The following is a 25,606-nucleotide window of genomic DNA, read 5'->3' on the forward strand; positions in this document are numbered from 1 at the left end:
GCGCATGAAACAGACATTGCTTACATTTGCGGTCGCGGCCGGGACAGCGTTCGCGGAACCGCCCCGCGTCGAACAGGCAGAGGCGATACAGGCGGGCGGCGGCTGGCGTGTGTCCGTGACCCTCAGCCATCCTGATACGGGGTGGGATCACTACGCCGATGGATGGCGGGTCGAGGATGCCACTGGGCAAGAGATCGGCCTGCGTGTCCTGCACCACCCGCATGAGCACGAACAGCCCTTTACCCGCAGTCTGACCTTGGACAGCCTGCCCGAGGGGCCATTGTTCGTGCGGGCGCGCTGTTCCGTGGATGGCTGGTCAGAGACCACCCACGCGCTGGATGTAAGCCGTTAGCGGCGTCCTTCGCGCAGCCACCCGCCGACGATTAGCGACGCGGCCAACAGCAGGACCAGCCAGGGCGGCAACAGGGCCGTCTGGCGGATGTCCAAGGTCTCGAACGCGTCGCGCGGGGTGATCCCGATCCAGCCGCGCCCAGAGGCGGGACGGCCTTCGCGCACGGCGCGCACGGAGGGCACGCCGTCCTCCAGCCGCAGCACTCCACCGCGCAATCCGTCGATCACAGGCTCTAGCGCCGCGCCGGACGCGATGGTCTGGATAAACTCGCGCGGGGCAGCAGGGCCCAGACCAACCACAGTTTCCAGATCCCCCTCGCGCAGCCGGTACAGCCCGATTTCCGGCCCCTCATAGGTGGTTTCAAAGCGGCCCGGGCTGGTTTCGGTCAGCGACAGTTCAACCTCCGCGCCGTCCGGCCCCGTGACCGTGACTGCGCCCACGTCATCAGTCAGCGAGCGGCGGATGATGCGCATGGTCTGGCCGCTGGGTTCGGCCCAGAGCGCCTCTTCCTCCAGCTCGGGTTCTTTCATCATCCAGTGGGCAAGACGGCGCAACAGTTCAAGCTGGGGGCCGCCGCCCTCATAGCCACGATTCCACAGCCACGCGTGATCGGACGCCAGCAGCGCCACACGGCCTTCGCCCACACGGTCAAGGATCAACAGCGGTTTGTCGTCAACGCCTTGCATCACCACATCGCCGGAGGTCGGTTCCACCTCGATCTGGCGCAGCCAGCGGCCCCAGCTGTCCGCCCCGTCCAGCCCGGCCGTGACCGGATGGCGCTGCCCCATCTCGGACACCGCAGGACGGTAGCCACGGTCAAACACGCGCGCGGTGGGTTCGGCGGGCATGATGTCCGCCAGTGGCGAGCGATAGATCGATTCCGCCCCGGCAAAATCCGGCCCCGCTGCGACCAGAACCGCCCCGCCCTGTTCCACATAGTTGCGCACATTATCAAGGTAGATGGTCGGCAGAATGCCGCGACGCTTGTAGCGGTCAAAGATGATTAGGTCGAAGTCGTCGATCTTTTCCAGAAACAGCTCGCGCGTCGGGAAGGCGATCAGCGACAGTTCCGTCACTGGCACGCCGTCCTGTTTTTCCGGAGGGCGCAGGATGGTGAAATGCACCAGATCGACGCTGGAATCGGATTTGAGCAGGTTGCGCCACGTGCGCCCCCCCGCATGAGGTTCGCCCGACACCAGCAGGACGCGCAGACGGTCGCGCACGCCGTTGATCTGGACCAGAGCGCGGTTGTTGCGGTCGGTCAGTTCGCCATCGGCCTCGGGGACGACAAATTCGATCACGTTCAACCCGCCATGAGGCAGCTCGATCGGCAGGGGGAGGTCCTCGTTCAGTGGCACGCGGTATCGCTGGGGTTCGGCCCCGTCGACGGAAATCTCGATCTCTGTCTCGGTGGCCTTCGGCGCTGCGCCTTCGTCTTCGATCCGCAGGGTCAGCTCCACTGGCTCGCCAAGAATGGCAAAGGCTGGGGCATTCTTGACGATCAGCCGCCGGTCCCAGTCGTCCTCGCGGCCCGTGAGCAGCAGGTGCATCGGGGCGGGCAGGTTGGGCGTGCGTTCGAGATCGTGCAACCGCCCGTCAGACAGCAGAACGATGCCAGCGATGCGGCCGCGCGGCTCCTCAGCAAGGGCGGCAGACAGCGCGGTCATCAATTGGGTGCCCGCGTCGCCTTCGCCATCGGGCACGGGAATGCGCCGCACCTCGGTGTTGGGGCGGGCGGTCAGCCGTGTCTCCAGCGTGTCGGCCGCTGATCCCGTGACCCCGGCGCGTTCGGCCAATTGCTGCGAGGCTGTCTCGTCCACCAGCATCAACACGATGTCGGACAGGGCGGCGCGGTCCTCCTTTTGCCATGACGGTTGTGCCAGTGCCGCCAACAGCACCAGCCCCGCCGCCAGACGCAGGGGCCAGCCCAGCAGCCGCCGCCAGATGGCAAGTGCCATAGCGGCTAAGGTCAGCAATGCCAGAATGGCGAGAACAGACCACGGGACCAACGGGTCAAAGACGATCTCTGCGGCGTTCATTGGCCCAGCCGTTCCAGCAATTCAGGCACGTGGACCTGATCGCTTTTGTAGTTTCCGGTCAGCACATGCATCACAAGGTTAACTCCGAACCGATAGGCGATTTCCCGTTGCCGTTCGCCGGTAAAGCCACGCCCCAGCGGCACCATCGGATTGCCTTGGGCGTCCACGGCCCAAGCTGCGGCCCAATCGTTGCCACCGATCACCACGGGGCTGACATTGTCGTTGAGATCGCGGAATGGCATGCCTTCGATCTGCTCGGCATCGGGCGGCGCGGCCTCGACCCAGACCGGGCGTCCTTGCCAGCGTCCGGGGAAATCATTGAGCAGATAGAAGGTGCGCGTCAGCACGTGATCCTGCGGGACGGTTTCCAGCGGGGGGATGTCCAGCGGCGCGGCAAGCTGTTGCAACTTGCGCCCTTCGGGGGTGTTGGTGCCGAAACCCGCCACATCGGCATCGCGCGTGTCGAACAGGATCAGCCCGCCAGAGCGCAGGTAGGTGTTCAGCTTGGCATAGGCCTCGGCAGAGGGGGTGGGTTGATCAGAGGTGATTGGCCAATAAAGCAGCGGGTAAAACGCCAGTTCATCCGATTCGAGATCGACGCCGATAGGCTCCGCCGGTTCGACAGAGGTGCGAAAGAACAACGTATCCGACAGCCCGCGCAGGCCCGCATGGGCAATCTCGTCCACACGGCTGTCGCCGGTCAGAATATGCGCCAGCACCACGTCCGATGTGGCCGCAAAAGCCTGAGCATCGCTATCTTGGGCCTGCACGTCTTGGGGCAGGGCCATAGCCACCCACAAAGCCAGCGCCGCCGTGACACCACCGCGCAGCCTGCCAGACAGTGCCAGCGTGGCCAGAACATCCGCCGCCAACAGCGCCAGCGCCGCAGACAGCAGCCATCCGGCCAGTGGCTGGGCCTGAGGTTCCGACAGGCCGGTGATCGTGATGCGGTCCGGCCAGACCGCCGGGGTCAGCTCTGTCTCGGCGGCGATGACATTGCGGGCGATGCTGCGTTCGGCACCCTCGTACAGTCCGGGGCGCAATTCGGGGCCGAGCGGGGCGCTCAGCAGGTCTGCGCCGTCCACCCCGGGCAAGACACCCGCATCCTGCGGGCGACCAAAGCCGTCAAGCACCCGCATCGGCTGCCACGTGGTGCCTGTCAGATCGCCGGGATCGGCCTGCGACGGGGCCGAGGACACCGCCAGACGTTCCAGCATCTGCACAAACAGGCCGGACAGCGGCAGGGTCGACCATTCCGCGTTGGCGGTCACATGGAACAGCACGATTTGCCCTTGTCCGACGGTCTTGCGCGTCACCAGAGGCGTCCCGTCAGCCAGCTGCGCGATCACGCGATCGGCCAGCGCGGGATCGGGCTGGGCCATGACCTGCGAGGTGACATTGACATCCTCGGGCAGGGACAGGCCGAAAAAGGGGCTGTCCTCGTCAAAGGGGGCAAGGGCCTTGGGCGCGCCCCAGCTCATGGCGCCGCCGACCGTGCGCCCGCCGGCGCGCAGCCGCACCGGCATCAACGGGTCCTCGGCGTCGCGCGACAGGTCGGAGGCGGCCAGCCGTGGCCCAGCAAACCGCAGCAGGGTGCCGCCCGCGTCGATCCAGTCCAGCACATCGGCGGTCTCTTGTCCGGTCAGCCGCGCCACATCCGCCAGCGCGATGACATCCGGGTTGGCGGGCAGGACAGTGGCCAGATCGGTTTCCAGGATATCCGCCGTCGGGGCGAGCGCCTTGCGCAGGTAATGCAACGGATCAAGCAATTGCAGCCCTTCGCGGTCTTCACGTCCGGCGATCAGCGCAACCTCGCGGCGGCGCAGGCTGTCGTCGGACAGGGTGACGGCTGCGGCGCTGTCGGCACCGGCGATCTCGAAGCGTTCGATGCGCGCGCGCAGCTCTGACGGGATGGACAGGTCGGTCCCGGCGGTCAGGGCGTTTGCGTCAAATTGCACCGGACTGCGGAGCAGAACGGCAGGATTTCCGGCGGGATCGCGGCCATGGGCCTCGATCGTGACCTCGGTCTCGGGGCCGGGGGACAGGCGGCGCAATTGGGCGGTCAGGTTGCCGTCGGCCACGGTCATCGGGTCGATCACCATCAGGTTGCGGGGCGATTGATAGACGGTCACGCGCCCCTTATCCTCAAGCGCTTCCAGCAGATCGGTGCGGGCCTCATGGGCCAGCCCGTCGGACATCCAGTAGCTGTCAAACGGCTCGTCCGGCAGGGTGTCGATTACGCGGGCCACTGCATCGGTCGAGGCAGACCAGGGATCGGGGGACAGGCCGCTTAACCTTGTGCGCAAGACGTCCGCCGTGGAAAACCGGATGTCTTCCGGGTCGGTCAGTTGCACCAAGGCAACGCGACGGTCTGCGCGCCCGGCCTCGGCCAGCAGCCCATCCAGCGTGCTCATCCGGAGCGTCCAATCCGAGGCCGAGGCCCAGCCGCCATCCAGAACCACCAACAGCGGTCCGCGTCCTTCGGCGGCATCGTCCTCGGTCGGGTTCAGGATCGGCCCGGCCAGTCCGACAGTCACAGCCGCGACCGCCAGCATCCGAAGCAGCAGCAGCCACCACGGTGTCCGGTCGGTGACCTGCTCGTCATCCTTCAACCCCAGAAGCAGGACCACACCGGGAAACAGGCGACGTACAGGCGCGGGCGGGATGGCGCGCAGGATAATCCACAACAGCGGCAGCGCCAGCAGGCCAAGCAATAGCCAAGGCGCGGAAAATCCCAAGCCGAACAGGGTCATCCGTGGCTCCCGTCAAGGGCGCGATAGACCCACAGCAGGGCGGATTGCGCGCTTTTGTCAGTGTGGTGCAGAACATGTTGCCAGCCTGTCAGGCGGCACAGCCGGTCCAGCGCATCCTTGCGCTCGGCCAGCCGCGACAGGTAGCGCTCGCGCAGCTCTCCCGCCTTGAGCGTTTCATGCGCCACGGTGCGGTTTATGCTTTCGAATATGGTGCGCCCGTCAAAAGGAAAGCTTTCCTCAGCCGGGTCGAGCACCTGCATCAGCACGCCGCGTACGCCGCGATCTGCGGCCTTGGTCAGGGCAGCCTCGACAGGGGCGATGTCGCCCAGAAAATCCGATACAAACAGCGCCTTGGCGTGGGGCAGCATGCCGCGCGCCTCGGGTTCGGCGTAATCGTCGGGGGCATCGCTGCTGAAAACCTCGGCCAGCCGCAGAGTCTGGGCGTCGCCGCGCCGTGGCGGCAGCGACCAGCCGGTCAGGCCCACACGCTCGCCCCCCCGGATCAAAAGCACGGCGGTGGCAAGGGCGACCAGCCGCGCGCGATCGGCCTTGGATGGCAGGCGGTCGTGGCTGGCAAAGCGCATGGAGGCACCGGGATCGACCCACATCTGCACCGACTGCGCGATCTGCCATTCCCGCTCGCGGACAAATTGTTCATCCCCGCGGGCGGAGCGGCGCCAGTCGATCTGACGATAGCTGTCACCCGCCCGCAGTGGACGATATTGCCAGAAATCATCGCCCAATCCGGCCCGCCGCCGCCCGTGTTCGCCCAGCAGCATGGTGCCTGCCAGATGTTCGGCACGGGCCAGCAGCGCGGGAAAGCGGCTGGCCTCTTCCTGCGCGCGGGTGCGGAGATGGGCGACGTTGCTCACGCGGCGGCTTTCTGCGCCAACTGGCCTGCGACCTCGTCGATCAGGGCGCCGAGATCCTCGCCCCGTGCGCGGGCCGAGAAGGTCAGCGCCATGCGGTGCACCAGAACAGGTTTCGCCATGTCCAACACGTCCTCGGGGGAGGGGGCGAGCCGCCCCTGCAACAAGGCGCGTGCCCGCACGGTCAGCATCAGCGCCTGCGCCGCACGAGGACCCGGTCCCCAGGCCACGATGTCCTTGACCCGTTCGGGGGCGGCAGGATCATCAGGGCGGAAGGCGCGCACCAGGTCAAGGATCTGTTCCACAACCGCATCGCCCACGGGCATCCGACGCAACAGTTTCTGCGCGGCGATCAGCTCTTGCGGGGTGAACACCTGATGGCTGTCCGCTTCGGCGGTGCCAGTGGTGGCGAGCAGAATGTCCTTTTCGGTCTGGCGGTCGGGGTAGGCCACATTGATCTGCACCAAAAAGCGGTCAAGCTGCGCCTCGGGCAGGGGGTAGGTGCCTTCTTGTTCGATGGGGTTCTGCGTGGCCAGCACGTGAAATGGCGCCTCTAACGACCGGGTCTGTCCCGCGACCGTCACCACTTTCTCCTGCATCGCCTGCAAAAGCGCAGATTGCGTGCGCGGGCTGGCGCGGTTGATCTCGTCGGCCATCAAAAGCTGACAGAAAATCGGGCCTTCGATGAATTTGAATGCCCGCGATCCGTCTGCGGCGGTTTCCAGCACCTCGGAGCCCAGAATATCGGCGGGCATCAGATCGGGCGTGAACTGGACACGGTTGCCGTTCAGGCCCATCACCGTGGACAGGGTTTCCACCAGACGGGTCTTGCCCAGACCGGGCAGGCCGATCAGCAGCGCATGGCCACCGCACAGCATCGACGCCAGTGTCAGATCGACGACCCGCTCCTGACCGATGAAACGGGCTGTGATGGACCGTTTGGCCTCCGCCAGCTTGTCCTCCAGCGCCTCGATATCTGCGACAAGGTCTTCGGCACTGGTTTCGGTGGGGGGCATGGCGTCTCTCCGTTTCCGAACTATACTATCTGTAATCTATCCTTGGTCAGATGAATGGCAAAAGCAATGTCGGCACAAAATATCGTGACACCCTCCGCCGAGGGGCTTGCGGCCTCGGCCCGCGCTGCAAAATCAGGCAAGGGGCTGCCGCCGGTGCATAAGTGGAATCCGCCGTTTTGCGGCGATCTGGACATGCGTATCGCGCGGGATGGCACGTGGTTCTACCTTGGCACGCCGATTGGGCGGTTCGAACTGGTCAAGCTGTTCTCGTCCATCTTGCGCCGCGATGGCGACGATTATTTTCTGGTCACGCCGGTGGAAAAGGTCGGAATCACCGTCGAGGATGCGCCCTTTGTCGCGGTGGATTTCACGGTCGATGGGGCGGGGGATGCGCAGGTCCTGACGTTCGAGACCCACGTAGGCGATGTCACCGTCGCCGGCCCTGACGCCCCGATTCGGGTCGAGCGTGATCCCGAGACGGGCGAGCCGTCGCCTTATGTGTTGGTCCGTGCCAATCTCGAGGCGCTGATTGACCGCAAAAGTTTCTACCGCTTGGTCGATCTGGGCGTGCATCTCGATGGCTGGTTTGGTGTATGGTCCGGCGGGACGTTCTTTCGGATCATCCCGTCGGATGCGCTGGACGGGTGATCAGCGTTGGACGTAGGACATCGGTGTGAACCAGCGGCGGGTGAATGCCTCGCCGTAAATGCTGCACAGGGTGTCAAAGGTGATGCGGGGAACTGGCATTTCGGCGCTCTTTCATAAATCCGTTACATAGGCGTCGAACGCGCAAGGTTGAATTTGGTTGCGCCCACGCGGAATATCCGGTGCGCGTTTCTTGCCGATGAGGGCGGGGCGTCGCGCAACAGCGGTTTCAGAATCGCACAGCCCCTGCTAGGTCTGGTGGCATGAACACCCACGACCCCAATATGCGCCCGACGATCCGACAGCTAGACGATGCAGCGATCAACCGTATCGCCGCCGGTGAAGTCGTGGAACGCCCTGCCTCGGCGGTCAAGGAACTGGTGGAGAACGCCATTGATGCAGGGGCGCGGCGCGTCACGGTCGAGATCGCGGACGGCGGTAAAACCCTGATCCGCGTGACCGATGACGGTTGCGGCATGACGGCAGACGATCTGCCCTTGGCCTTGTCGCGGCATGCCACGTCTAAGATCGACGGCACTGATTTGCTGAACATCCATTCCTTCGGGTTTCGTGGCGAGGCATTGCCCTCATTGGGGGCCGTCGCGCGGCTGATGATCCAAAGCCGTGCCAAGGGGCATGATGCGGTGGAACTGTCGGTCGAGGGCGGGCACCGCGGCAGCGCCCGACCTTGCGCGTTGAATGGCGGCACAGTTGTCACGCTGCGCGATCTGTTCTTTGCCACACCCGCGCGCCTGAAATTCCTGCGTACGGACCGCGCTGAAATGCAGGCGATCTCTGACACGATCAAACGGTTGGCGATGGCGGAACCGGCGATAGGCTTTACGCTGCGGGACGTGTCGGGGGGCGGCGACCGCGTGACATTCCGGGTCGAGCCGGAGCAAGGCGATCTGTTCGATGCCCTGCGCGGCCGGTTGTCACGCGTGATGGGGGCGGAATTCGCCGAGAACGCACTGGCCATCGATGCGGAACGCGAGGGATTTCGCCTGACGGGCTATGCCGCGCTGCCGACCTATTCGCGCGGGACATCCCTTGCGCAGCATCTGTTCGTCAATGGTCGTCCGGTGCGGGACAAAACGCTGATCGGTGCTTTGCGCGGGGCGTATCACGATTTCCTGTCGCGGGACCGGCATCCGGCGGTGGCTTTGTTTGTGGATTGCGACCCGCATAAGGTCGATGTGAACGTCCACCCCGCCAAGTCCGAGGTCCGCTTTCGCGATCCCGGCGTGGTGCGTGGATTGATCGTGACGTCGTTGCGCCATGCCTTGGCAGGTGCGGGGCATCGCGCGTCGACCACCGTGGCGGATGCCACTTTGGGGGCCATGCGCCCCGAGCCGGTTGGCCCCCTTGGTGCAGCCCCCCAGCCGCACGGGCAGCCACGCATCTATCAGATGGACCGCCCGTCGGCAGGGGCGCGTCAGGCGAGCTATGCGGCGCAGGCCCCGGCCGGGCACAGCGCCGGTTTTCAACCCGCGCCGCCGCATCCGCAGACGGGGTTTGCGGATCTTGGTGGCAGCTATTCCGGCCGCGTGGTTGACCCCGAACCCGCTGCCGCCGAACCGCGCGAGGATGTCACCCGCAAACCGCTGGGGGCGGCGCGCGGGCAGGTGCACGAAAACTACATTATCGCCCAGACCGAGACCGGCATGGTGATCGTCGACCAGCACGCCGCGCATGAACGTCTGGTCTATGAGAAACTCAAACGCCAAATGGCGGAGAACGGGGTCGCGGCGCAGGCACTTCTGATTCCCGACGTCATTGAGCTGTCGCATGACGACGCACAGCGTCTGCTGGCGGTGGCCGAGGATCTGTCGCGGATGGGGCTGACGATCGAACCCTTCGGCAATGGCGCTGTGGCGGTGCGCGAAACCCCTGCCATTCTGGGCGAAGTCGACAGCACTGGCTTGGTCAAGGACATCTTGGATGAACTCGACGAGGACGGCGAAACCCATCTGGTGCAGGAAAAGATCGAGGCGATCCTCAGCCGCGTCGCCTGTCATGGCTCGATCCGGTCGGGCCGCGTGATGCGCGCCGAAGAAATGAATGCCCTTCTGCGCGAGATGGAAGCCACGCCCCATTCCGGTCAGTGCAACCACGGTCGCCCCACCTATGTCGAACTGCGTCTTGCCGACATCGAACGCCTGTTCGGTCGCACATGATCCAGATTGGCGATGTGACAGTCGATCTGTCTGATCCCGTGGTTCTGCTGGGGCTCGGGCTGGTGGTCGTCCTGCTTTTGTTGCTGGTGTCCTCGGCCCGTGCGGCATCGCGGGCGGCCCGCGCGGTGGAGCCTTTGGCACAGCAGATGCGCGGCGTTGCCGTGCGGGTGCAGCATCTGGGGGAGGGGCAGGAGCGTCTCGCCGGAGGCTTGCACCACGTGTCCGAGGCGCAGGCCAGCAGTCAATCCGCCATGATCCAGTTGATGGAGCAGCGCTTGGCCGAGGTGCAGGATCGCATGGCGCAGAATCTGCATGGCTCTGCCCGACGTACGGCGCACAGCCTTGGCGAGTTGCATGAACGTCTGGCGGTGATCGACAAGGCGCAGGCCAATATCACCAAGCTGTCCGGCGATGTACTGTCGTTGCAGGATATCCTGTCGAACAAACAAACCCGCGGGGCGTTTGGCGAAATCCAGCTTCAGGACATTGTGTCCAAGGCGCTGCCTTCGGACAGCTATACCTTGCAGGCGACGCTGTCGAACGGGCGGCGCGCGGATTGTCTGATCCACTTGCCCAATCCGCCGGGGCCGATTGTGGTGGATGCAAAATTCCCGCTCGAAGGGTACGAGGCGATGCGCCGCGCCGACACGTCAGAGGCGCTGACCCGTGCAGCACAGCAGTTCCGACTGTCGGTGCGCAAACATATCCGCGATATTTCGGACCGCTACGTGATCGAGGGGGAGACCGCCGATGGCGCGCTGATGTTCCTGCCGTCCGAGGCCGTCTACGCCGAGCTGCACGCCAACTTTCCCGAGGTGGTGCGCGAGGGATTCGCGGCGCGGGTCTGGATCGTATCGCCTACGACCTGCATGGCGACGCTGAATACAATGCGCGCGATCCTGAAAGATGCGCGGATGCGGGCCCAAGCCGGTGCGATCCGTAAGGAATTGCACGCGCTTTACGCGGATGTGGACCGTCTGGGCGCACGTGTTGCGAACCTCGATCGCCACTTTGGGCAGGCCGCCAAGGATATCGAAGACATCAAGATCAGCGCGGACAAGGCGGGTAAGCGCGCGCGCAGGCTGGATAATTTCGATTTCGAAGAAATGTCCGAAGGCGCGGAGCGCGATGTTGCGTTGCTGCGCGCGGACCAGCGCGTCGATTAGTTTAGCATTAAACTAAAAAGTGGGGGCAAAGCCGCGTCATCTATGCGCTGAGTGCATGGATGCTATGCGCGTGACCTTCTGCCGTTACGTTCCGCACCCTGATAGACCCTCCTTTAACCATCTGCGGAATGTGCTACCTTGGTCGCAATTGGACGGCGTGGGCGTACAACCGTCAGAAATAGTTTAACGCTGAACCATTGCTGCGCTGCAGCTAGGTTGAGCCGACAAGGGAAGAGGACACATGAAAGATACTCCCCAAGACGTGGATCCGGTCGAGTCCCAGGAATGGCAGGAAGCCATCGAGGATGTGATCGAACGCGACGGTGCGGACCGTGCGCATTTCCTGCTGGACAAGGCCGTTCAGCGCGCGCGCGCCGCAGGGGCCAAGCTGCCCTTTTCTGCGACGACCCCCTACCAGAACACCATTTCCCCCGATGACGAGGTCGAGGTCCCCGGTGATCAGGAAATGGAGTGGCGCATTCGCACCATCAACCGTTGGAACGCCATGGCCACAGTGGTCAAGCGTAACAAGGAGAGCAGCGAATACGGCGGGCATATCGCGTCCTTCGCCTCTGCTGCGTCCATGTATGACATTGGCCTGAACCACTTCTGGCGTTCGAAATCCGCGATCCACGGCGGCGATCTGGTGTTCTTTCAGGGCCACGTGATCCCCGGCATCTACGCACGGTCCTTTATGGAAGGCCGGATCAGCGAAGAGCAGCTGAAGAATTTCCGTTCCGAGGTCGCAGGCGGCGGTCTGTCGTCCTACCCGCACCCGTGGCTGATGCCCGATTACTGGCAGTTCCCCACGGTTTCGATGGGTCTTGGCCCGCTGATGGCGATCTATCAGGCGCGCTTCATGAAATACATGGAGAACCGTGGCCTGATCGAAAAGTCCGACCGCAAGGTCTGGGCTTTCCTCGGCGACGGTGAGATGGACGAACCCGAAAGCCTTGGCGCGATCCATCTGGCGGCGCGCGAAGGTCTGGATAACCTGATTTTCGTTGTGAACTGCAACCTGCAGCGTCTGGACGGTCCGGTGCGCGGCAACTCCAAGATCGTGCAAGAGCTTGAGGGCAACTTCCGCGGCTCCGGCTGGGATGTGATCAAGCTGCTTTGGGGCAAGGGTTGGGACGAACTGCTGGAGCGTGACACCTCTGGCAAGCTGCGTCAGCTGATGGACGAAACCATCGACGGCGATTACCAGACCTTCAAATCCAAGGACGGCGCCTACATCCGCAAGCATTTCTTCGGCAAATACCCGGAGACCGCAGAGCTGGTGAAGGACTGGACCGACGATCAGATCTGGGCGCTGCGCCGTGGCGGTCACGATCCGAAAAAGGTCTACAACGCCTTCAAACGCGCCACCGAGGCCGAAGGCCAGCCCACCGTGCTGCTGGTCAAAACCGTCAAGGGTTATGGCATGGGCACCGCTGGCGAGGGGCAGAACACCACGCACCAGCAAAAGAAGATGCAGCTCGACCAGCTCAAGGCGATGCGCGACCGCTTCCAGATCCCCGTCACCGACGAGGAGCTGGAAAAGGACATCCCCTTTGTAAAGCTCAACAACGCGCAAAAGGCCTATATGGACGAGCGCCGCAAAGAGCTGGGCGGCACCTTCCCCAAGCGTGAAACCGAAAGCCCGAAGCTGGAAATCCCGGCGCTGGATGCCTTCAAAAAGGAACTGCAGGACAGTGGCGAGCGCGAGTTTTCGTCCACCATGGCCTTTGTCCGCATCCTGACGACGCTGCTGCGGGACAAGAAAATCGGCAAGCAAGTCGTGCCCATCGTGCCGGATGAATCCCGCACCTTTGGCATGGAAGGCCTGTTCCGTTCCGTCGGGATCTACAACCCGCTGGGCCAGAACTACACCCCCGAAGACCGCGAACAGATGTCCTATTACAAGGAATCGCAAAGCGGGCAGGTGCTGCAGGAAGGCATCAACGAAGCAGGCGCCATGGCGGATTGGATCGCGGCGGCGACGTCCTATTCCAACCACGGCGTTCCGATGATTCCGTTCTACATCTACTACTCGATGTTCGGCTTCCAGCGGATCGGCGATCTGGCATGGGCGGCGGGCGACAGCCGTGCGCGCGGCTTTATGCTGGGCGGCACCGCAGGTCGGACCACGTTGAACGGCGAAGGTCTGCAGCACGAGGATGGCCACAGCCATATCCTTGCGGGCACCATCCCGAACTGCATCAGCTATGATCCGACCTTCAGCTACGAAGTCGCGGTGATCGTGCAGCACGGCCTGCAGCGGATGTTCGTGGATCAGGAAGACGTGTATTTCTACCTGACGCTGATGAACGAAAACTATCATCATCCCGAAATGCCCATGGGTGCCGAAGAGGGCATCATCAAGGGTCTGTACCGGATGAAGAAAACCGCACGTCCCGGCAAAAAGCACGTCAACCTGATGGGCTCGGGCACGATCCTTGTTCAGGCGCTGAAAGCAGCCGAGATGCTGAAAGAAGACTTTGGTGTGACCTCGGACATCTGGTCGGCGACCTCGTTCAACGAACTGGCCCGCGACTATCAGGATGCGGAACGCCACAACCGTCTGAACCCCTTCGCCGAGCCGCGCGTGCCGTTTATCACGCAAACGCTTGAGGGCGCCAAAGGCCCGATTGTGGTCGCCACCGACTACATGAAGAACTTTGCCGAACAGGTGCGTGGTGCGGTGAAACAGCGCTTTACCGTGCTGGGCACCGATGGCTACGGCCGCTCTGACAGCCGTGTGAACCTGCGCCGCTTCTTCGAAGTGGACGCCAACCACATCGCAGCAGCCGCCATGGTGGATCTGTTCCGCGAGGGTGCGGTGTCCGAAAAGGACCTGCAGGCGGCATTGAAAAAATACGACATCGACGGCGGCAAGCCGAACCCGCGTTTGGTCTGAGCGCGGACAGGAGGATTTGAATATGACAATTGAAGTCAAAGTGCCTGACATCGGCGATTTCGACGAAGTGCCCGTCGTGACCGTTCTGGTCAGCGTGGGTGACACCATCGCCGTCGAAGATGCGATCATCGAGCTGGAATCTGACAAGGCCACGATGGAAGTGCCGTCCTCGGCCGCCGGTGTGGTCAAGGAAATCAAGGTCGCCGAAGGTGACAAGGTGTCCGAAGGCTCTGTCGTGCTGATCGTCGAGGGCGAGGACGCCGGCAGCGCTGATGAGGCCCCCAAGACTGAGGCCCCCAAGACTGAGGCGCCCAAGGAAGAGGCACCCAAAGCGGCGGCCCCTGCTCCCGCGCCGAAGACCGACGCGGGCTTCTCCAAGGTGCATGCCTCGCCATCCGTGCGCGCCTTTGCCCGCCGGGTCGAGGTTGATCTGAACACGCTGAACGGGTCGGGCCGCAAGGGTCGTATCCTGCGCGAAGACGTTGAAAAGGCGCTGAAATCCGCAGCACCCGCCGCAGGTGGCGCACCGGCGCAGGGTGGCATGGGCATCCCGCCGATCCCGGCCGTGGACTTTTCCAAATTCGGTCCGGTCGAAGATGTGGAAATGCCCCGGATCAAGAAGATCTCCGGCCCCGCGCTGCACCGGTCGTGGCTCAACATTCCGCATGTCACCCACAATGACGAGGCGGACATCACCGAGCTGGACAAGTACCGCAAGGAGATGGACACGCAGGCCAAGGAAGAGGGCTACCGCGTTACGCTGTTGTCCTTTGTGATCAAGGCGTCGGTCTCTGCGCTCAAACAGCACTGGGAGGTGAACTCCTCGATCCATTCGGACGGCGACAAGCTGATCAAGAAGGATTTCTACAACATCGGCTTCGCGGCGGACACGCCGAACGGGCTGATGGTGCCGGTGATCAAGGACGCGGACCGCAAGGGGCTGGTGGAAATCTCCAAGGATCTTATGGAGTTGTCCAAGGCCGCGCGTGAGGGCAACCTGAAGTCCAAGGACATGCAGGGCGCGACATTCACCATCTCGTCGCTGGGCGGCATCGGTGGCACGTCCTTTACCCCCATCGTGAATGCGCCCGAGGTGGCCATTCTGGGTCTGACACGGTCGAAAATGGCGCCGGTCTGGAACGGGTCGGAATTCGAGCCGCGCCTGATGCAGCCGCTGTCGCTGTCCTATGACCATCGCGCCATCGACGGTGCCCTTGCTGCGCGCTTCTGCGTGACGCTGAAGGGTCTGCTCGGTGACATGCGCAAGTTGATGTGGTGATCGATATGGATATCAAAGTACCCGATATCGGTGATTTCAACGAAGTGCCTGTGGTTTCTGTGCTGGTCTCTGTCGGCGATACAGTCGCCGAAGAGGACGCGCTGATCGAGCTGGAATCTGACAAAGCCACGATGGAAGTGCCGTCCCCCGCTGCGGGAAAGATCACTGAAATCAAGGTGTCAGAGGGCGACAAGGTGTCAGAGGGCACGGTGATCATGGTGATCGAGGCGGCGGATGGCGCGGCTGACGACACCCCTGCCGAAGCGCCTGCCACCCCTGCGGCCCCCACAGCCGTAGAGGCGACAGGTCAGGCCACGGGCAAGGGCGACATCCATGCCGAAGTGGTGGTTCTGGGCTCTGGCCCCGGGGGCTATTCGGCGGCGTTCCGTGCGGCGGATCTGGGCAAGTCGGTGGTGCTGATCGAAAAGCACGACCGTCTGGGTGGCGTGTGTCTGAACGTGGGCTGTATCCCGTCGAAGGCGCTGCTGCACATGGCGAAGGTCATCACCGAAGCCGAGGAAACCGCCGAGCATGGTCTGAAATTCGGCAAGCCCGAGATCGATCTGGACGGGCTGCGCGCGTTCAAAGACGGTGTCGTGGGCAAGCTGACAGGCGGTCTGGACGGTCTGGCCAAGGGAAGAAAAGTCAAGGTTGTCAAAGGCTACGGCACGTTCACCGGCCCGAACATGATCGACGTCGAAGGCACCACGGTGTCTTTTGACCAGTGCATCATCGCGGCGGGGTCGGAGCCTGTGACGCTGCCGTTCATCCCGCATGACGACCCGCGTGTGATCGACAGCACCGGCGCGCTGGAACTGGCCGATATCCCTGAGCGGATGCTGGTTCTGGGGGGCGGGATCATCGGTCTGGAAATGGCCTGCGTCTATGATGCGCTGGGAACCAAGGTGACGGTCGTCGAGCTGATGGACCAGATCATCCCCGGTGCCGACAAGGATACCGTCAAACCGCTGATGAACCGCATCAAGGATCGTTACGAAAACATCCTGCTCAAGACCAAGGTGACCGCGGTGGAGGCCAAGGATGACGGCCTGCACGTGACCTTTGAGGACGATAAGGGCGAAAGCTTTACAGATCGTTTCGACAAGGTTCTGGTCGCTGTGGGACGTCGTCCCAATGGTAAAAAGATCGATGCAGACAAGGCCGGCGTGGCCGTTGATGACCGTGGCTTTATCGCGGTGGACAACCAGCAACGCACTGGTGTGCCTCATATTTTTGCCATCGGTGACGTGGTGGGCCAGCCAATGCTGGCGCATAAGGCGGTGCACGAAGGCAAGGTCGCCGCAGAGGTCTGCGCCGGTCACAAGCGATTCTTTGACGCCAAGATCATCCCTTCGGTCGCTTATACCGATCCGGAGGTTGCATGGTGCGGCGTGACGGAAACGCAGGCCAAGGCCGAAGGCATCGCCTATGAAAAGGGTGTCTTCCCTTGGGCGGCGTCTGGCCGTTCGCTGTCGCTGGGCCGGTCCGAAGGCTCCACCAAGCTGCTGTTTGATCCGAAAGATCAACGGGTTATCGGTGGCTGTATCGTTGGACCCAACGCCGGTGATCTGATCGCCGAAGTCGCATTGGCCATCGAGATGGGCGCGGATGCGGTTGATCTGGGCCATACCATTCACCCGCACCCGACCCTGTCGGAGACGGTGAACTTTGCCGCTGAAATGTTCGAAGGCACGATCACCGATCTGATGCCACCGAAGAAAAAGAAGCATTAACCAATTGGCGGGGTTAACGCCCCGCACGTTGGGATGAACAGGGCGTCCGGTGCAGATCGGGCGCCCTTATTTTGTGGCGGGAGCACGAGGCCCCTACAAGACGGAAGGAATTGGTAATCGTTTTTACCGCGCCATTAACCGATGAACCGGCCGGTTGGGGCGAAAAACCGGCCGGTTGTTAACCTTTGAGACCTGACCTTGCGTCAGAAAAGGTTAATTTGCTTAAATGCGGAAGATGGGCTGCAAGAGGCGCGGCAGAAAGCTGTTGAAGCGCAGCGGCGCGTCGGTCACCGCAAGACAGATGCAATCCTCGGAGATGTCGGCCACGGGCATGTGTTCCACGGAATCGTCCGCGACCTCGATATCGCCGCGTGCGAAATGTCCGTCCTCGTCCGAGAACGCGCCCTGCAGCACCAAGGTGAGCTCTAGCCCGTTGTGCGAATGGTCGGGCACGGCGACGCCCGCGGGGATGTACAGCAGGCGGGCGGAGGCCTCTGGCGTGGTGTCCAAAATGGCCTGTTTCACGCCCATGCCCAAGGGACGCCAGCGCACATTGTCCAGACTGCCGCCGATGTAATCGGCCAGTGGCGCGGGGATCACCGGGTCGGATTTGGGCATCCGGATCGGGCGGGCCTCTGGCGCGGTGCCGCGAATGGCGGCCATGGCGCGGTCCAGCGCGTTCTCCGCCAAGGGCGCGGTATCCTGCGTCTCCAACAGCGCGCCGCCAAGGGTTTCAGCCGCTTCGACGGCGGCGCGGCAGTCATCGCACAGCGACACATGAGAGGCGACGATCAGGTTGACCGCTTCCGGCAGGGTGCCCGCGGCGTAGCCTTGTATCAGCGCGTCGGTCAGGTGGTGGGAGGGAGAGGGCAGGGTCATTTCGTGTCTCTTGTCTGCATCGCGTGGCGCAAGCGGTCCAGCGCCAGCCGTAAACGGGATTTAATCGTACCAAGTGGAAGGCCCGTGGCCTGAGCGATTTCACTATGCGTCATGTCGCCGAAGTAGGCTTTTTCCACCAATTCACGTTGTTTGTCGGGCAGGGCGGCCATTGCCGCGCCAAGCTGTTCTGTCTCTTGTTGCAGGCCCAGAAGGCTTTCCTGATCGGGGTCGGGTTCGGGGCCCCATGGCAGGTCCTCGGGTTCGGGGCGGCGCTGCTTGCGCAGCCGGTCGATGCGTTTGTTGCGCGCGATGGTGAACAGCCAGGTGGCCACTGAGGCGCGGGAGGGATCGAATTGCACCGCCTTGACCCATGCGGTGGTCAGCGTCTCCTGCGCGCATTCCTCCGCCTCTGTCGGGTCGGCCCCGGCACGCATCAAGAACGCTTTGATGCGGGGGGCGTAGTGTTCGAACAGGGTGGCAAAGGCGGCCTCGTCTCGGTGATCACGGATGCGGATCAGGATGACGGCCCAAAGGGCTGCGTCCTCCTTGCGGGCGGTGTGCGGACTGTGGGTCACGATGCGCGGAGGTTCCTTGGTCACGGACGAGCGCCGCGACGGGCTGCGCGGCGGAGGGACCGGAGTGGCCCCGTCATGGGGATCTGGGTGCGTCTGCGTGAACATGACCTGAATACGCAGCGGGTCCAGAGGTGGATCACAGGTTAGACGAAAATTTTCTGTATCGAAAGTCATCCGTCTGCTGCAGCGCGCCGTATAGGGTCTGTAACGTATTCAAGGACCAGATCATGCCATTTGAGAATAGCCCTGTTTTGCCCTCTGCCGGTGGTCGTCGCCGGGTTGCTGTGATCGGGGGCGGCATTTCTGGATTGGGTGCGGCCTATATGCTGTCTGGCGATGCCGAGGTGACGGTGTTCGAGGCAGAGCAGCGGTTGGGCGGGCATGCGCGGACGCGGGTGGTGAATGGCCAGCCGGTGGATACGGGCTTTATCGTGTTCAACTACGCGAACTACCCCCTGCTGACGCAGTTGTTTGATACGCTCGACGTTCCGGTGGTGAAATCGGATATGTCATTCAGCGCCTCGCTCAAGAGCGGTCTGGAATACGGGTTGCGCGATGCGGCGGCGATCTTTGCCCAGAAGCGTAACGCGCTGAACCCGCGCTACTGGGGCATGTTGCGCGACGTGATGCGGTTCAACAAACATGCGGTGCGGCTGGCGCAGGACGAAAGCCTGTCGCTAGGCGATTTTCTCGACAAGTTGGGCACGGGCGAATGGTTCCGCCGCCATTATCTGCTGCCGCTGTCGGGTGCGATCTGGTCAACTCCGACGGAAAAGATCATGGATTTTCCGGCCCATGCGCTGGTGCGCTTTTTCGAGAACCACGCCTTGTTGAGCCATACGGGCCAGCATCAGTGGTACACGGTGCAGGGCGGGTCGGTCGAATATGTCCGCCGGTTGGAGGCGGCGCTGCTGGCGCGCGGCTGTGCGTTGCGCGTGGGGGTGCCGGTGCAGTCGGTGCGCCGTCAGCCCGGGCAGGTGCAGATCCGGTCCGGCGGCGCGTGGGAACAGTTCGACGAGGTGGTCTTTGCCACCCATGGCGATATCTCCCTGAAACTGCTGGATGATGCGAGCTCGGAGGAGGTCGATGCGCTGGTTAAGGTGGCCTATCAGCCGAACCGCGTTGTGCTGCATTCGGACACCTCGATGATGCCCAAGCGGCGCGCCTGCTGGTCGTCGTGGAACTACGTCGAAGCGCCGGACAAGACCACAGAGGCGATCGATCTGACCTACTGGATGAACCGGCTGCAGCCGATCCCGCAGGAGACGCCGTTTTTTGTGACTCTGAATTCCACTCGCGCCATTGACCCGTCCAAGATCCACGACGAGGTGGTGCTGCACCATCCCGTCTATGACACCGGCATGCTGGAGGCGCAGCGCGCCGTGGCAGGGTTCAACGGCGCGCGCAACACGTGGTTCTGCGGCGCGTGGATGCGCAACGGCTTCCACGAGGACGGGCTTGCCAGCGCCGCCGAAGTGGTGCGCGGGATGACCGATCCTGCCCGTCTGGCGGAGGTGGCATGATCGATTTTGTGCGCGCGCATACGTTCCACGGGCGCAAAGGAGCGGTCGAGAACGCGTTCCGCTACTCCGTGGACTATGTGCTGTTCGAGCCGGAACAGGACCTGCAGCGGCAGGGGCTGATGGCGCGCAATGCGGCTGGGGTGATGTCCTTGCACGACAGCGATCATGGCGGGCCGCCGAAACAGGGGCGCGGGGCCATCTGGGCGCGCGAGGTGTTCGAGGCCCACGACATCGCCTTTGAAGGTCCGCTCAAGCTGCTGACCCAGCCGCGCCTTTTCGGGCATGTCTTCAATCCGGTGTCCTTCTGGCTGGCCTATGGTGCCGGGGGCGGGCTGCGCGCGGTGATTGCCGAGGTGTCGAACACCTTTGGCGACCGTCATTCCTATCTCTGTGCCAAGCCTGACGGGAGCGACATCACCCCAGAGGATCGTGTGACGGCGGCGAAGATCTTTCACGTCTCGCCGTTCCAGCCGATCGAGGGGGGCTATACCTTTCGCTTCGACATTCGCAGCGATCGTGTGGGCGTCTGGATTGATCTCGACCATGCGCAGGGCGGCGTGATTGCGACGCTGGTGGGCGGGCGCGCGCCGCTGCGCCGTCGCGATGTGCTGTATTCCGCGCTGCGCCGCCCCTTTGGCGCGCGACGGGTGCTGGGGTTGATTCATTGGCAGGCGCTAAAGCTTTGGTGGAAGGGGGCGGGCTATCGCAACCGGCCTGAACCGCCAAAGGCCGAGGTGTCCGGCGCGCCCACCCGTCAAAGGCACGCGTCATGATCTGGGCTGTGATCGGGGCGGCAGCGGTGGCTGTGCTGGTGTGGCTGCGCCAAAGGGTGGCGGGGTTTACCGGCCAGCGCCCGCAGGATTACGCCACGGATGACGGCCCTGCGTTGGACCCGCGCGTGCATTTGCGCGGGCCGATTGCCGCGCATGGGGTGATTTACGGGCCCATGGGGCGCGTCGTGTCCCGCTTTGCCGGTGAATTCGACGGGCAGTGGCAGGGGGACAGCGGTGTTTTGCTGGAACGCTACCGCTATGCCAGTGGCACGGTCGAGGATCGTGAATGGCGGCTGACGGTGCACCCCGACGGCACGGTGATCGGGCGAGCCGATGACGTGGTGGGCGAGGCGCGCGGCCAGCTGTGCGGGTCGGCTTTGCGTATGCGTTATCGCTTTCGTCTGGCGGCGGATGCGGGCGGGCATGTTCTAAGCGCAACAGACTGGATGTATCTCGCCCCTGACGGTGTTGTGGTGAACCGATCGCAGTTTCGCAAGTTTGGGATAAAGGTGGCTGAACTGGTCGCCGTCATGCGCCCGAAGGAGACAACGTGAGACAGTGGACAGGAAAACGCTATTGGATCGTCGGCGCAAGCGAGGGGCTGGGCGCGGCACTGGCCCGCAGGATGAGCGAAGCCGGTGTTGAGCTGATCCTGTCGTCGCGGTCCGAGGACAAGCTACAGGAGCTGGCCGACGCGCTGCCCAATGCGGCCATGGTCAAACCCGTTGATGTGACGGACTTTGACGCGCTGCAGCAGGTCGCAAACGAGATCGGAGAGATCGACGGCGTTGTGCAACTGGCGGCGGTCTACTGGCCCTTTGGCGCGCAAGACTGGGAGCCGGAGCACGCCAATCTGATGGCGGATGTGAACCTTGGTGGCGCGATGCGTCTGGTGGGCGTGGTGGTGCCGCGCTTTGTCGAACGCGGCCACGGGCACATCGTGATGACGGGGTCCTTGTCAGGCTATCGCGGTCTGCCGGGGGCTGCGGCCTATGTGTCGACAAAATCGGCGGTCATGGCGCTGGCGGAATCGCTGCATGCAGATCTGCGCAAGACAGGGGTCGAGGTGCAACTGCTCAACCCCGGCTTTATCGAAACGCGGCTGACTGACAAGAACGATTTCAATATGCCGTTCAAGATGCAGCCCGACGAGGCGGCGCAGGTCTATTTCGATCATATGACCAAGGGCGGCTTTCAGCGGGCCTTTCCCCGGTTGTTTTCGCTGGTGTTTCGGGGCAGCCAGTTCCTGCCCGATTGGCTCTATTATCGCATTTTCGCCTGAGGTATTAGCGCAGCGCGCGGCCCTTTAGAATGGCGCCCTCGCCAAAGCGGGCGCGGATTTCATCGGCGGCGCGTTCGGCCTTGGCGCGGGTCTGGGCCTGCGGGTCCAACAGATCGGGGACGCGGTCGGCCATGCTGTCGGGCACCAGATCGGACAGGCCCACACCGATCAGACGCCACGGGCCGGGCTCGTCCACCTTGTCGAACAAACCACGCGCGGCGCGATACAGCGTGTCGGCCATCTGCGTCGCATCGGGCAGGGTCATGCGCTTGCTCAGCAGGCTGAAGTTCGACCGACGCAGTTTGAGCGTCACGGTGCGACCGGCCATGCCCTTGGCTTTGGCGCGGTCGGTGGCCTTTTCCGACAGTCGCCACAGATGCCCGTCGAGGATGTCGACGTCTGCCGTGTCTTCGTTGAATGTCGTCTCGTTCGAGATCGATTTGACCGGCGCATTGCGGGTCACGCGGCGGCGGTCCTCCCCCCGTGCAAGGTGATAGAGCCGCTCGCCCATCGATCCGAAGCGGTGCATCAGGTCGCGTTTCTCCCACCGCAGAAGATCCTCGAAGGTGCGGATGCCTGCACGGTCCAACGAGGCCTGTCCGGCCTCACCCACCCCCCAGAGCAGCCGCACCGGTTTGGGGCGCAGAAAGCTTTGGGTTTCCGCCGCGCCGATGATGGCAAAGCCGCGCGGCTTATCCAGATCCGACGCGATCTTGGCCAGAAATTTGTTATGCGACAGACCGATAGAGCCTGTGACCCCGATCTCTTCCTGCATACGTTTGACCAGACGGGCGAGCATGACCGCAGGGGGATGACCATGCAGCCGCGCGGTGCCGGTCAGATCGATAAAGGCCTCGTCCAGCGAAAGCGGTTCGATGGCGGGGGTCAGTTCCTCCATCAGGGCGCGGATCTGGCGCGAAACCTCGGCATAGACCGCGCCGCGCGGTTTGATCACCACGGCATCGGGGCACAGTTGCAGCGCGCGATACATCGGCATGGCCGAGCGCACCCCGCGAATCCGCGCCACATAGCAGGCGGTCGACACCACGCCACGCCGCCCGCCGCCGATGATCACCGGCTTTGACGCGAGTTCGGGATTGTCGCGCTTTTCCACCGAGGCATAGAAGGCATCGCAGTCCATATGCGCGATGGACAGATCGAACAGCTCGGGGTGTGACAGCACGCGCGGCCGCCCGCAGGCGGGGCAGCGGGCGCCGCTGTCGAATGTGGTCAGGCAATCGCGGCAAAGGGCGGGCATAAAGGCAAACTATCGGCTGGAACGGTGTGGGACAATCTGGCGCGAGGCGGCCAGAGCGCTTAGATAAAGTGTATCACGTTTTATGAAAGGTTTATTCATGCCGATTGAAGACGCTTTGGCGCAGATCGTGGGCGGGAACATCGTGGTCCTGCTGATCGCCGTTTTTATCATTGTTTGTATCTTTCTGGGCGTGCGCATCGTGCCGCAGTCGGAAAAACACGTGGTGGAACGCTTTGGCCGGTTGCGGGCGGTGTTGGGCCCCGGCATCAATTTTATCCTGCCTTTCATCGATACGGTGAAGCACAAGATCTCCATTCTGGAGCGGCAGCTCCCCACGGCGTCGCAGGATGCGATCACCATGGACAATGTGCTGGTCGAGGTCGAAACCTCGGTGTTTTATCGCATTCTTGAGCCAGAAAAGACGGTGTACCGGATCCGTGATGTGGATGCGGCGATTGCGACCACTGTGGCGGGGATTGTCCGCGCCGAGATCGGCAAGATGGAATTGGACGAGGTGCAGTCGAATCGCGACCGCCTGATCCAGCAGATCAAATCCAGTGTTGAAGACGCCGTCGACAACTGGGGGATAGAGGTCACCCGCGCGGAAATTCTCGACGTTAACCTCGATCAGGCAACGCGGGATGCCATGCTGCAGCAGCTCAACGCGGAACGGGCGCGCCGTGCGCAGGTCACAGAGGCCGAGGGCAAGCGCCGCGCGGTCGAGCTCGCCGCCGATGCGCAGCTTTACGCGGCAGAGCAAGAGGCCAAGGCGCGCCGCATCACCGCCGAGGCCGAAGCCTATGCCACGGAAATCGTGGCCCGCGTGATCAAGGACAACGGCATCGAAGCGGCGCAATATGAGGTGGCGCTGAAACAGGTCGAGGCGCTGCGCAAAATGGCAGAAGCGCCGGGGCAGCAAACGGTTGTGTTGCCGGCCAGTGCGTTAGATGCCTTTGGCGATGCGTTCAAGCTGTTGAAAGGGCGCGGATAATGCTGTGGCAGGCGTGGTGGCTGTGGCTCGCGTTCGGGGTGGTTTTGTTGTTGGTGGAAATCGCCGCGCCGGGCTTTGTCGCCTTGGGGCTGGCGGTCGGCGCCTTTGTGGTCGGGCTGTTGTTGCTGGTCGTGGGCGTGGAGTCTTTGGTCTGGTTGTTGCTGATCTGGGCAGTGGCGTCGCTGATCGCTTGGGTGGTGATCCGCAAACTGGCCGGAGAGCGCAAAGGTCAGGTCAAGATCTGGGACACCGATATCAATGAATGACTGGCCCGGCGCCCCGCGTGATGCGTTTCGCGGGGCCAAACTGCTGCTGTTTGCGGGTGATGACCTGTTGATCTTGCGGCGCGACGATGTGGCCTGGATCGACTGGCCGGGCTATCTGGATCTGCCGGGCGGTATGCGCGACCCTGATGAGACGCCCGAAACCTGCGTTCTGCGCGAAACCCGCGAAGAGCTGGGCCTGCATCTGGAGGCTTGCGACCTGCGCGTCGTGTGTTTGCGGCATACGGCGAAAGGGGTGGAGTGGTTTTTTGCCCTCCATGGCCTTGCGGATCTGGTCGAACAGGTGCGGTTTGGCGACGAAGGGCAGGGGTGGAAGCCGATGCGCCCACAGGAGTTTATCGCAGCCCAAGACGCCATTCCGGCGTTTCGTCAAATCGTCGCGGACTATGTGCCGACGATAGCGCACAAAAAAACCGGAGTGCGACACGCGCACTCCGGTCAGTAAATCCGGTTCTCAGGGGACAGTAGAGACCCGGACGGCAGGCTCATACAGGCGTATGAGCGCAGGCAGTTTCCGTCGTGGCCCGAGGCAGGAGGGCCAGCCGACGCCGACATGTGCAAAACACATGCCGTTCCCCGTCGCAGCGGCAGGACCGCGACGGGTATGGGGTTATGCCGCGTGCGGCATATCGCGGTGGCGGTTGCGCGGCGGCACGATGGGCTTGCGCAACTCGCGGGATTTCAATGCGCTGCGGTCGCTGAGCGCCATGAGCGCGCTATTCAGCAATCCGCGGGACGCGGCCTCGAAGTCGGTGGTCATGGGGGCATCAAACTGGCTGGCGACGCGAACGCGCCCACCGGGAGTGTGCAGGGTGACCAGTGCCTCAAAGCACTGTTCGGCGGCGTTGTAGCGAACGTCGTGAATGCGCGGTGTCATATCGCTCATGCCTCGTTCCTTTCCATCCAAGTGACCCACCGTGGGCCGTTCTGTATCATTAACGTAACAGCCTGTGGAAAAGTTTCATCGGGGAGGCGGAAAGAGTTTTCCCCTTAAATCGCAGGGGTTGGCGAGATTCGGCTTAGCCGTAGGACAATTTTTGCCCAAAGTTACCCACAGGGCGCGCATAGCCTTTTGCGTCCCTTGAACCGCGCTGTGGCGATTCCTATCTGCTG

At 63.1% G+C, this 25,606-nt stretch carries 22 protein-coding genes; 14 read left to right on the forward strand and 8 right to left on the reverse strand.

All coding sequences use genetic code 11. The features are described from left to right. Nucleotides 1–4: 4 nt before the first annotated feature. Nucleotides 5–352 carry a hypothetical protein gene (locus tag ACN5AZ_RS15640; RefSeq protein WP_419429833.1) on the forward strand — a complete coding sequence of 116 codons (348 nt, stop codon included), beginning with the start codon at nucleotides 5–7 and terminating at the stop codon, nucleotides 350–352. Here the strand turns inward: ACN5AZ_RS15640 and ACN5AZ_RS15645 are convergent. From ACN5AZ_RS15645 to ACN5AZ_RS15660, 4 genes are read right to left on the reverse strand one after another with little or no spacing between them, the layout of a single operon-like run. Further along, the gene (locus ACN5AZ_RS15645; RefSeq protein WP_419429834.1) at nucleotides 349–2,391 is read right to left on the reverse strand and encodes a glutamine amidotransferase; all 2,043 of its coding nucleotides are present in this window, start codon (nucleotides 2,389–2,391) and stop codon (nucleotides 349–351) included. The genes ACN5AZ_RS15640 and ACN5AZ_RS15645 overlap by 4 nt on opposite strands. Then, nucleotides 2,388–5,144, reverse strand: coding sequence for a DUF4159 domain-containing protein (locus ACN5AZ_RS15650; protein ID WP_419429835.1), 2,757 nt, complete (start codon nucleotides 5,142–5,144; stop codon nucleotides 2,388–2,390). The genes ACN5AZ_RS15645 and ACN5AZ_RS15650 overlap by 4 nt, the downstream gene beginning before the upstream one ends. Then, nucleotides 5,141–6,016 (reverse strand): DUF58 domain-containing protein, encoded by an 876-nt coding sequence (locus ACN5AZ_RS15655; protein ID WP_419429836.1) that lies wholly within the window; start codon nucleotides 6,014–6,016, stop codon nucleotides 5,141–5,143. Before ACN5AZ_RS15655 ends, ACN5AZ_RS15650 begins: the two co-directional genes overlap by 4 nt. Beyond that, nucleotides 6,013–7,029 carry an AAA family ATPase gene (locus ACN5AZ_RS15660; RefSeq protein WP_419429837.1) on the reverse strand — a complete coding sequence of 339 codons (1,017 nt, stop codon included), beginning with the start codon at nucleotides 7,027–7,029 and terminating at the stop codon, nucleotides 6,013–6,015. Before ACN5AZ_RS15660 ends, ACN5AZ_RS15655 begins: the two co-directional genes overlap by 4 nt. 66 nt (nucleotides 7,030–7,095) lie before the next feature. Between ACN5AZ_RS15660 and ACN5AZ_RS15665 the strand changes: the two genes are divergently transcribed. The 6 genes from ACN5AZ_RS15665 (at nucleotide 7,096) to lpdA (ending at nucleotide 16,928) form a co-directional block, all read left to right on the forward strand. Next, nucleotides 7,096–7,677, forward strand: a complete 582-nt coding sequence (locus ACN5AZ_RS15665; RefSeq protein WP_419429868.1) for a DUF1285 domain-containing protein — start codon at nucleotides 7,096–7,098, stop codon at nucleotides 7,675–7,677. Between the two features lie 260 nt (nucleotides 7,678–7,937). Beyond that, a complete protein-coding gene (gene mutL / locus ACN5AZ_RS15670) occupies nucleotides 7,938–9,851 on the forward strand; it encodes a DNA mismatch repair endonuclease MutL (RefSeq protein ID WP_419429838.1) in 1,914 nt (637 codons plus the stop codon). Further along, nucleotides 9,848–11,017 (forward strand): DNA recombination protein RmuC, encoded by a 1,170-nt coding sequence (locus ACN5AZ_RS15675; protein WP_419429839.1) that lies wholly within the window; start codon nucleotides 9,848–9,850, stop codon nucleotides 11,015–11,017. Before mutL ends, ACN5AZ_RS15675 begins: the two co-directional genes overlap by 4 nt. 241 nt (nucleotides 11,018–11,258) lie before the next feature. Further along, nucleotides 11,259–13,916 (forward strand): pyruvate dehydrogenase (acetyl-transferring), homodimeric type, encoded by a 2,658-nt coding sequence (aceE, locus tag ACN5AZ_RS15680; RefSeq protein ID WP_419429840.1) that lies wholly within the window; start codon nucleotides 11,259–11,261, stop codon nucleotides 13,914–13,916. 22 nt (nucleotides 13,917–13,938) lie between these two features. Next, entirely contained in the window at nucleotides 13,939–15,195 is a 1,257-nt protein-coding gene (gene aceF / locus ACN5AZ_RS15685; RefSeq protein ID WP_419429841.1) for a dihydrolipoyllysine-residue acetyltransferase, read from the forward strand. A gap of 5 nt (nucleotides 15,196–15,200) precedes the next feature. Further along, nucleotides 15,201–16,928, forward strand: coding sequence for a dihydrolipoyl dehydrogenase (lpdA, locus tag ACN5AZ_RS15690; RefSeq protein ID WP_419429842.1), 1,728 nt, complete (start codon nucleotides 15,201–15,203; stop codon nucleotides 16,926–16,928). Nucleotides 16,929–17,150: 222 nt separating this feature from the next. On the opposite strand, the gene ACN5AZ_RS15695 is transcribed toward lpdA, so the two are convergent. Then, nucleotides 17,151–17,807, reverse strand: coding sequence for a ChrR family anti-sigma-E factor (locus ACN5AZ_RS15695; RefSeq protein ID WP_419429843.1), 657 nt, complete (start codon nucleotides 17,805–17,807; stop codon nucleotides 17,151–17,153). Further along, nucleotides 17,804–18,406, reverse strand: a complete 603-nt coding sequence (locus ACN5AZ_RS15700) for a sigma-70 family RNA polymerase sigma factor (RefSeq protein WP_419429844.1) — start codon at nucleotides 18,404–18,406, stop codon at nucleotides 17,804–17,806. Before ACN5AZ_RS15700 ends, ACN5AZ_RS15695 begins: the two co-directional genes overlap by 4 nt. A gap of 203 nt (nucleotides 18,407–18,609) precedes the next feature. On the opposite strand from ACN5AZ_RS15700, the gene ACN5AZ_RS15705 reads away from it, so the two are divergent. Genes ACN5AZ_RS15705 through ACN5AZ_RS15720 form a run of 4 tightly spaced genes read left to right on the forward strand, consistent with a single transcriptional unit; the run spans nucleotide 18,610 to nucleotide 21,960 of the window. Further along, nucleotides 18,610–19,905, forward strand: a complete 1,296-nt coding sequence (locus ACN5AZ_RS15705; RefSeq protein ID WP_419429845.1) for an NAD(P)/FAD-dependent oxidoreductase — start codon at nucleotides 18,610–18,612, stop codon at nucleotides 19,903–19,905. Continuing rightward, the gene (locus ACN5AZ_RS15710) at nucleotides 19,902–20,678 is read left to right on the forward strand and encodes a DUF1365 domain-containing protein (protein ID WP_419429846.1); all 777 of its coding nucleotides are present in this window, start codon (nucleotides 19,902–19,904) and stop codon (nucleotides 20,676–20,678) included. Before ACN5AZ_RS15705 ends, ACN5AZ_RS15710 begins: the two co-directional genes overlap by 4 nt. Then, nucleotides 20,675–21,232, forward strand: coding sequence for a DUF3833 family protein (locus tag ACN5AZ_RS15715; protein WP_419429847.1), 558 nt, complete (start codon nucleotides 20,675–20,677; stop codon nucleotides 21,230–21,232). Before ACN5AZ_RS15710 ends, ACN5AZ_RS15715 begins: the two co-directional genes overlap by 4 nt. After that, nucleotides 21,229–21,960 (forward strand): SDR family NAD(P)-dependent oxidoreductase, encoded by a 732-nt coding sequence (locus tag ACN5AZ_RS15720; protein ID WP_419429848.1) that lies wholly within the window; start codon nucleotides 21,229–21,231, stop codon nucleotides 21,958–21,960. Before ACN5AZ_RS15715 ends, ACN5AZ_RS15720 begins: the two co-directional genes overlap by 4 nt. Before the next feature lie 4 nt (nucleotides 21,961–21,964). Here the strand turns inward: ACN5AZ_RS15720 and ACN5AZ_RS15725 are convergent, their stop codons facing one another. Then, nucleotides 21,965–23,218 carry a DNA polymerase IV gene (locus tag ACN5AZ_RS15725; protein ID WP_419429849.1) on the reverse strand — a complete coding sequence of 418 codons (1,254 nt, stop codon included), beginning with the start codon at nucleotides 23,216–23,218 and terminating at the stop codon, nucleotides 21,965–21,967. Nucleotides 23,219–23,315: 97 nt separating this feature from the next. Between ACN5AZ_RS15725 and ACN5AZ_RS15730 the strand changes: the two genes are divergently transcribed. The 3 genes from ACN5AZ_RS15730 to ACN5AZ_RS15740 are packed head-to-tail and all read left to right on the forward strand — an operon-like array spanning nucleotide 23,316 to nucleotide 24,938. Continuing rightward, nucleotides 23,316–24,209 (forward strand): SPFH domain-containing protein, encoded by an 894-nt coding sequence (locus ACN5AZ_RS15730; protein ID WP_419429850.1) that lies wholly within the window; start codon nucleotides 23,316–23,318, stop codon nucleotides 24,207–24,209. Further along, nucleotides 24,209–24,475 (forward strand): NfeD family protein, encoded by a 267-nt coding sequence (locus ACN5AZ_RS15735; protein WP_419429851.1) that lies wholly within the window; start codon nucleotides 24,209–24,211, stop codon nucleotides 24,473–24,475. Before ACN5AZ_RS15730 ends, ACN5AZ_RS15735 begins: the two co-directional genes overlap by 1 nt. Further along, nucleotides 24,468–24,938: an NUDIX domain-containing protein gene (locus ACN5AZ_RS15740; RefSeq protein WP_419429852.1), complete on the forward strand. Its 471-nt coding sequence runs from the start codon at nucleotides 24,468–24,470 to the stop codon at nucleotides 24,936–24,938. Before ACN5AZ_RS15735 ends, ACN5AZ_RS15740 begins: the two co-directional genes overlap by 8 nt. A gap of 165 nt (nucleotides 24,939–25,103) precedes the next feature. On the opposite strand, the gene ACN5AZ_RS15745 is transcribed toward ACN5AZ_RS15740, so the two are convergent. Next, nucleotides 25,104–25,379 (reverse strand): hypothetical protein, encoded by a 276-nt coding sequence (locus ACN5AZ_RS15745; protein WP_419429853.1) that lies wholly within the window; start codon nucleotides 25,377–25,379, stop codon nucleotides 25,104–25,106. Nucleotides 25,380–25,606: the final 227 nt, after the last annotated feature.

It is taken from the genome of Sagittula sp. SSi028 (assembly GCF_048553715.1).
Classification (GTDB): Bacteria; Pseudomonadota; Alphaproteobacteria; order Rhodobacterales; family Rhodobacteraceae; genus Sagittula.